Genomic DNA, 7,450 nt, shown 5'->3' on the forward strand with positions numbered 1-7,450 from the left:
TAAACTTTAAAGTAATACTTATTAAAACAGGGATGAGATTATGCATGCTAAGAGCTTATTTAATCGTATTAAATCCCAAGATTTTTCTTACAGCGAAGCTGGATTCAATGACTTGTTATCTCAAATTTCTACTAATTTAGAGTTGCTATTAAATACAAAGCAGGGAGCTACTTTAATTGATTTAGAATATGGGATACCTGATTTTAATGGGATCACCCATAATATTTATCAAGAGCTATCAGCGTTAGAAAAAGAAATAATTAGGATAGTTAATAAGTATGAAAAAAGAATGCAAGTTAAAAGTATAAAAACTACTATAGATTCTAAAAAGAATCCAGGACAAATACTTTTTATATTAGAGGGATATGTACTGTATCAAAATAAAAAACACTATATAGAATATCAAACAGTGATGACAGATACTGGAAGAGTGATGGTGAGGAGTAGTTAGTGAGCTTTCAAGATGTATATGAAAAAGAATTAATTCATATAAGAAATACAGCAAAGGAGTATGCTAAGAGTTTTCCTAATATAGCTCCTTTTTTAGAAAATCATTCTCAAGACCAAGATGTTGAAAGGTTGATAGAGGCCTTTGCATTTTTAACTGCAAAAGTTCAAAAGCGCCTTGATGATGGAGTACCTGAATTATCTCAAAACATTTTACAAACGATATGGCCAAAATTTTTACAGCCATATCCCTCAATTACAGTTTTAAAATTTGGATTAAATGATAAACCCAAAGAAGAAAAACTTACGATTCCAAAAAGTAAAATAATATCTGGAAAATATAAAGAAATAGATTTAAGTTTTAGAACTTTTGCAGATGTTGATATTTATCCAATTAATTTAACTAAAGTAAGCTCTGATATATATAATAACAAGGAGATTATAGAGTTACATTTTGACATTGATTATAAAATGTCATTATTCGATTTTGAAGAGATAAAGCTACCAATATACATATTAGGCAATCAATCAACTAGTTTGCAAATAGCATACTTATTGAAGAAAAAAGTTATGAACTTAGAGTTACTTGATTCTAATAATAATCTTATTGGAGGATATGATGCTAGTTTCTCAGATGTTGATTTACTAGAAAAAGCAGGGGTAGAATCAACTCAGCCAGATATTTTTAGGTTGATTACTCATTATTTTCGTTATCCAGAGTTATTCAATTATATAAATCTTGAGTTAGTCAAGAAAGGTATCTCTAGATCTCGAATAAATATTGATAAGTTTAAATTGAGAATAACAGTAGCTCTAGATGGAATTGAGTATATTCCAATGACTATGAAAAACTTTGCTCTGTATACAACACCTATTATAAATGTAGAAAAAGCATCAATTTCACCTATACATTATAATAATAAGACTAAGAATCATAAAATTAGGTTAGATGATAATAAAAATAAAGCTATTAATAAGATTACAAAAGTAAGTAGTCTTAGTAAAAATTCTGCTAAGAAAAACGAAATATTTTTATGGAATGATTTTGAAAGTAGTTTCAATGATAAACCTTTATATAAACAATTTATTAGTAATAATGCTGTAAATGGTAAGCCCGAATTTAATCTAACTTTTGAAAGTAGTGTATTGGATAACTCATATATATCGATAGAGGGGGAGAGCTTCTGTTTAAATACTCATGAGATACTAGGAGAAGGTAATATTAGTTCTACTACTAAAAAGTTAGCTTATACATATAAAAATATCACTCATGTTACAGCACCTATTATTCCTGATTATTCTGATAGGAATCTTTGGCAACTAATAAATTTCTTCTCTGTGCGTTTGGGTAAATTAACTACAGTAGAAACTCTTAGACAATTGATAATATTATTTAATGATATTCAATTACATAGGAAAACTCAGCAAAAATCACTAACTCAGAAAGTATGTAATGCTATTAATAAAATTAATTTAGAAATAGAGCAGGAATATTATAAAGGACGAGTTATTAGAGGAAATGTTATTGAGATAATAATTAACGAACAAAGTTTTTTAAATGAAGGAGATATATATCTTTTTGGATCAATTTTGAACCAAATATATAGTAGTCTAGCTGATGTGAATACATATAATCGTGTGAGAATGATAGGTATGGAAAAGGGTTCAGTCATGGAGTGGCAAGCATGTCTGTCATAGATGACTTATTACTAATAGAATTAGAACAACTTAAAAAGATATATATTGATAAATCATTAGAAGTTGTTGTAAAGAAAGTTCTATCAATCAATTCGAAATATGATAATAAGATTAAAATTGGATATAAGTGTGATGCTAGTTTAGCATTTGCAGCTAGAGAGATAGATGATATTAGTTGGAAAGTATCTGATGATGAGTTTGTTGAGCTTATAATTCATATAAACTTTTTTGGATTACAAAGTGTAAATAGTCCATTACCTCTAAATCTTCATGAGCAAATAGTGCATGATGTTAATAATGACAGTAACGAGTTAAATGATTTTTATAATTTTTTTAATAATAGGCTTGTTGAGCTTTTAGCTGAGAGTTTTTATAAAAATGTACTTGCTAGAAATAATATTATAAATGATATTTGGCCTAATATTCTTGGATTAGCTCTACAAGTGTATAGTGATGATAAACAAGTTTTTTATCGTATTATGAATAGTGCTCCTTTGTTATTTGGTAATCGTATATCTTCTAATAATGCGGCAAAATTGATAGAAAATTTCTTTGAATTTGACAGAGTATATATAGAAAGTTTTGTACCTAGAGTTATAGAGTTAAAGGCTAATAATTTAACAAGATTATCCAAAGCAAATAGCGATTTTGATGGAGGATTTGTGCTCGGTAATGAAACTGTTGATATCCCGAATAGCTGTATGATTCATATATATTTACAAGATGCAAAAGAGTATCTTCCTAATGGAAGTAAGAATGCTCTTTTAAATAAGCTTATAAAATTTTTATTGCCACATCATATCTTGTATTCGATATCTTTACATTTACCCAAAAATATCCCAATGACATTATCTGCAGATAATGTTTATTTAGGCTGGACAACGATGGTTACCAGCCAAGAGCAGCCTCAAACAATATATTTAGAAGGAATATAGCATTATGCAACAATATATATCAAGTTATGCTCATGCTCAACCTAATGTTTATTATGATAGTAAATCTGGTAAATTCAAACATGTTGTAAGTGTAAGTTATGGTTTTGATTTAGAAGCTTCTGAGAATTTGATACCTATTAACAGTCTTAGTACAATGCTGAACAAATTACTAGAGAGCCAAAAGATGGGTTACGATGAGGGATATGATAAGCCTCAGCCAGAATATTTAGTATATGCAGTTTTACCAGCAGTAGAAACTCCTAAAGAGCTAATAGTCTCCGTAGGTGATAATACAAAAAAGATCATCCAACAGCCGAAAAGAGTTTGGAAAAAAAGTGGTATGAGCTATGTGATTGAAAAATCAAATTCAACAGAAATTGTACCATTGAGTTATACGAAAGCTTATGGAAGTCCAGAATATTCTAAAAATCCATTTGGACAAGGATATTTCGGCAAAAAAATGTCTCAAGAGTTACCAATATTTGAATATAAATCTAATCAAGTAAATACTCCTATAGATAGAAATATTGAACCGGCTGGACTGTCTGGAAAACATGTATTATGTGCTTCTAGACGAACATTTTTAGGAAAATATAGTAGAAGTGAGCAAAAATCTATAGCTGCAATACCTGCCTTTCCAAAATCTATGGATCAAAGATATTTTATGATGAGTTCTCCAGATCAATGGTTAGATAATCTAGAGCCTGCTACCAAGTACAAGCTTATAGGCTTTGGTAATAAGGAAATAATGGGGGTGGTTCCTGATTATAGGGTAAATATCATTGCTAAAGATAATAATGCTAAATACAAAGAATATGATGGAAAGACTGATACTTTGGTCTTATTACCAAATTTAGTAGCTGGGATAATCGTTACAAGATTTGTATTTGAAACAAATTCTATGGTTTTAGCTGATGAACTAGATACGGTTATGATACAGCTTAATGATGCTAATAATCCGCATTTACTTTCAGAGAATATAAAATATATAGATGAGAGAATTGCAAATCCTAGTGAAACTGGATTAAAAGAAACTGATTTGTTGCCAAAATCTATGCAAAATGAAAATATTTAGAGGATGCTATAATGTCAAATGAACAAGGAAAACGACCATTGGATGATTATTGCGAGAGTATCCCGTCTATACAAGAGATAGATCATAAGGGTGAGTATGGTGCAGAACCTCCTTTATATAATGTATCATTAGGTCCTGATATGGTAGATGAATTATTAGAATATCCTGTCGAGTTATGTAGTATAAATAACTTTGTATACGATAAATTATGGACAAAGCCTGCGTATGATTCATTATTAGACAAAGTTCAGAAATTAAATAAAGATTGGCAAGCAAAAACTATAGATACTATAGATCACCAAGATACTGATTTTGCTAATCTAAATGCGCAAAACTGTGCAATCGTATCTAATAAATATACAGGAGCTAATTTTTCAGCTGCTAAATTTAATAATGCAAAAATAGTAGGATGCAAATATAAAAATTGTAGTTTTACAAATAGTCAATTTGAGTCTACTGAATTAGGTCAAAGTGCATTTACTAATTGTACATTTGATAATGTTAATTTTGATAAAGCTACTATTAAGAGTATTGTTTTTAAAGATTGCACATTTACCAAATGTAGCTTTAGTGGTACACAGCTTCATACTACTGACTTACATAATTGTAATATTATACAATCTAAATTTAATTCAGAGATGTGGTATAAGGGCAATATATTAAAAACTAGTATATTAAAGACAGTATTTAATAAAAGTCAGTTTAGTGGGATGTTGATAGACTCTTCAAAATTAACTGATAGTTCCTTTTTAAAAGTTACATTTTTTGCAAGCCAGATCCAAAATGCAGAGCTAAATAATAACTCATGGTTAAAAGTGGGCTTTGCTAATGGTAATAGTATATATAAGTCTCTACTTTATAATGAAAATATTCAACAATGTAACTTCAGTGATAGTGAGTGGAGGGAAGTTGAGATTCAAAATTCGCAAATGCTAAATAATGATTTTAGTCAAGTAGAAATGCATGATACGGACTTGGTTGGAGTTAAGGGTGCTGGAGATAACTTCGCTACTGGGATACTTGCGAACTGTAAGCTTGTTGATTGTGATTTTGCACAAGCTAATTTTACAGCAACTGACTTTATCGTTAATAGCTCTATTCAAAACTGTACTCTAGAGAAGCTAATATATGCGTATGCAAATTTGCCTCAAGGATTTGATGATAATCAGCTTAAAAAGACTTCTCAAGCTCAAATAAAACCACTAACTGAGAAAGATCTAACTAATAACTAGTATATTAAGTATTTTTAATTTGAAAGAGACTATTATCGCTTTTAGATATATTTTGAGCAGGTATATTTTGACCTTTAAATTCTTTAATAAGGTTTATTTCTGTTATTTCTTGATATTTTTTAAAGAAATAAACTTTATCTTTTAACTCACTTTTAATGCCTTTTTTTACACACTCAAGCATAAAATCATCATAGTCGGTTTTAGATTGTTCATCCAATTTATATTTCTGCATTGCTATATCGGGTCTTATTGACTGGACAGTTATTTCTTCATTACCTTTTTTGATTTTGTTATCAATAATTATATAAGACATAGCATATATTCTTGGATTTTTTAATTCTCTTAATAATGCTTCAGTGCTTGGTTTATTATAAGGAGATAATTCATCTCCATGATTTTTTATATACGCTAAGACTAGCCTATAATAATTAAGTAAATCTTTTTTAGTTATGGTTTTTAAAAAAGTTCTACCACTATTGTTAGTATTTTGTATTTCTTGAGACTGTATTGGTAATTTATAACTAAAATTAAAAGTTTTTATATTAGCAGGAACTGTACCATACGGACTAGTAACACTATCAGCTATTTTGACCCCTACCTTACTTATAAGATACACATCAAATATAACTTCTATATTCTTAGGATCTTCAGCAAATTTAGGACATTCAAGACTTACTGATATTTCAGTTGTTTTTTCTGTGTAGAGAGCATTATCTATAGCAGACTCCCAAATTTCCTCAGAAGGAGCATTAGGAGCTTTACTTATTTGTTTATTGATTTTGACATCATCTTTGACATCTATATTTATATCAAGAGGATTAAACATAGTAATACACGTTTCTAATTGTTGTTCTGAATTGTCAAATTTTGCCATACCAATTTCCTATCTAAGACTAAATGTAATTCTAAAAATAATAGAACTAAATACAAACTTATATTTGTTTTCTAATAAAATATTACCGTATTAGTACTAATTTTAAAATCCTTGATTAATATTCTTTACTCGAGTTAATAAGAATTAAATATTAAAAAATTTTATTGCTACAATTCCCCTTCAAGTGTTGAAGGGGTGGCAGTCATTAGACTGACGGGGTAGTACTTTTTTGAAATCTACAAATTCCCCAATTCTTTTTTAGCAGATTCTAAGTTTAGTTTATTAGCACCAGTAGGGCAATATTTGGTGTTTTCAGCTGTAGGTTTGTTATCTTGGTATAGTGCTATAGCTTGATTTAGATATTCTTTAGCTTTTGAGTTATCTTTAGGTAGTCCAGCAGAGCCATCTATATATGCCTGTGCTACCAACTGTTCGCCCATTGCTAAACAGTAAGGATATTCTTTTTCAAAGACATCAAAGTTAGTCATTAGATAGCTACTCTTAGCTTCTTCATTACCATTAGCTATGGCTATTTCTGTCCATTTATAACCAGTTGCAAAATTTTGTTTAAGATCTCCATTTTGACCACTCACATACATACCACCTAACTGTTTTTCAGCAAGACTATTGCCCAAATTAGCAGCTTTAGTTATATATTCTAATCCTTTAGTTTTATCCGCTTTGCCTGCTTGTCCAAAGTAATAGATATTGCCTGCTGTAGTTAATGTTAAAGTATATGTGTCATGTTCATTAGCGGATTCAGGTTTATGATTATCATAATAGTTACTAAGCCATAAAGAATATTTTAGAGCGTTCTTATAATCTTTTTCTTGGGCATAGCTTCCCGCGAGAACTCCACTAGCTTCAGGATAATCTTTATTTTCTGCGTAAGGCTTACATAATTCAATAGCTTCTTTATATTCTTTATTTAGACCTGCTTTATAACACTCCTCAATACTAGCATATAAATTTGCAGATAATCCTAACAAAATAGTTGATAGTAATAGTTTATTTTTTAGTTTCATTTTGTATTTTCCTTTTTTCTGGATACTACGATCAAGTCCGTAGTATTGTAAGTTAAATCCCTAGTATAATTTTACCTAAGGAGTCAAATTAAAGTGAAAAGCTTTAGTTATAAGCTAAGCGACCGTCGTAGGATAGATTTACACAATCGTCGTCATCAAGGTAC

At 29.5% G+C, this 7,450-nt stretch carries 7 protein-coding genes; 5 read left to right on the forward strand and 2 right to left on the reverse strand.

The features are described 5' to 3' along the window. The first annotated feature begins 40 nt into the window (after positions 1 to 40). The 5 genes from tssE to F3D57_RS08645 are packed head-to-tail and all read left to right on the forward strand — an operon-like array spanning position 41 to position 5,387. Entirely contained in the window at positions 41 to 451 is a 411-nt protein-coding gene (tssE, locus tag F3D57_RS08625) for a type VI secretion system baseplate subunit TssE (protein ID WP_035735910.1), read from the forward strand. After that, the gene (gene tssF / locus F3D57_RS08630; protein ID WP_150465951.1) at positions 451 to 2,145 is read left to right on the forward strand and encodes a type VI secretion system baseplate subunit TssF; all 1,695 of its coding nucleotides are present in this window, start codon (positions 451 to 453) and stop codon (positions 2,143 to 2,145) included. Before tssE ends, tssF begins: the two co-directional genes overlap by 1 nt. After that, positions 2,133 to 3,080, forward strand: coding sequence for a type VI secretion system baseplate subunit TssG (locus tag F3D57_RS08635; RefSeq protein ID WP_150465952.1), 948 nt, complete (start codon positions 2,133 to 2,135; stop codon positions 3,078 to 3,080). The genes tssF and F3D57_RS08635 overlap by 13 nt, the downstream gene beginning before the upstream one ends. Before the next feature lie 4 nt (positions 3,081 to 3,084). Next, the gene (locus F3D57_RS08640; RefSeq protein WP_150465953.1) at positions 3,085 to 4,155 is read left to right on the forward strand and encodes a DUF2169 domain-containing protein; all 1,071 of its coding nucleotides are present in this window, start codon (positions 3,085 to 3,087) and stop codon (positions 4,153 to 4,155) included. A gap of 11 nt (positions 4,156 to 4,166) precedes the next feature. Beyond that, positions 4,167 to 5,387 (forward strand): pentapeptide repeat-containing protein, encoded by a 1,221-nt coding sequence (locus F3D57_RS08645; RefSeq protein ID WP_150465954.1) that lies wholly within the window; start codon positions 4,167 to 4,169, stop codon positions 5,385 to 5,387. A gap of 4 nt (positions 5,388 to 5,391) precedes the next feature. On the opposite strand, the gene F3D57_RS08650 is transcribed toward F3D57_RS08645, so the two are convergent. Next, the gene (locus F3D57_RS08650; RefSeq protein ID WP_150465955.1) at positions 5,392 to 6,261 is read right to left on the reverse strand and encodes a hypothetical protein; all 870 of its coding nucleotides are present in this window, start codon (positions 6,259 to 6,261) and stop codon (positions 5,392 to 5,394) included. 236 nt (positions 6,262 to 6,497) lie between these two features. Then, positions 6,498 to 7,286: an SEL1-like repeat protein gene (locus F3D57_RS08655; protein WP_150465956.1), complete on the reverse strand. Its 789-nt coding sequence runs from the start codon at positions 7,284 to 7,286 to the stop codon at positions 6,498 to 6,500. Positions 7,287 to 7,450 lie beyond the last annotated feature (164 nt).

Origin of the sequence: Francisella sp. SYW-2, from assembly GCF_008711475.1 — a bacterium.
GTDB lineage: Bacteria > Pseudomonadota > Gammaproteobacteria > Francisellales > Francisellaceae > Francisella > Francisella salimarina.

Bases quoted from the DNA above. Each gene is read 5' to 3' on its own strand.
- F3D57_RS08650 (WP_150465955.1), bottom strand. From the start codon at position 6,261: ATGGCAAAATTTGACAATTCAGAACAACAATTAGAAACGTGTATTACT.
- F3D57_RS08635 (WP_150465952.1), top strand. From the start codon at position 2,133: ATGTCTGTCATAGATGACTTATTACTAATAGAATTAGAACAACTTAAA.
- F3D57_RS08655 (WP_150465956.1), bottom strand. From the start codon at position 7,286: ATGAAACTAAAAAATAAACTATTACTATCAACTATTTTGTTAGGATTA.
- F3D57_RS08645 (WP_150465954.1), top strand. From the start codon at position 4,167: ATGTCAAATGAACAAGGAAAACGACCATTGGATGATTATTGCGAGAGT.
- tssE (WP_035735910.1), top strand. From the start codon at position 41: ATGCATGCTAAGAGCTTATTTAATCGTATTAAATCCCAAGATTTTTCT.
- F3D57_RS08640 (WP_150465953.1), top strand. From the start codon at position 3,085: ATGCAACAATATATATCAAGTTATGCTCATGCTCAACCTAATGTTTAT.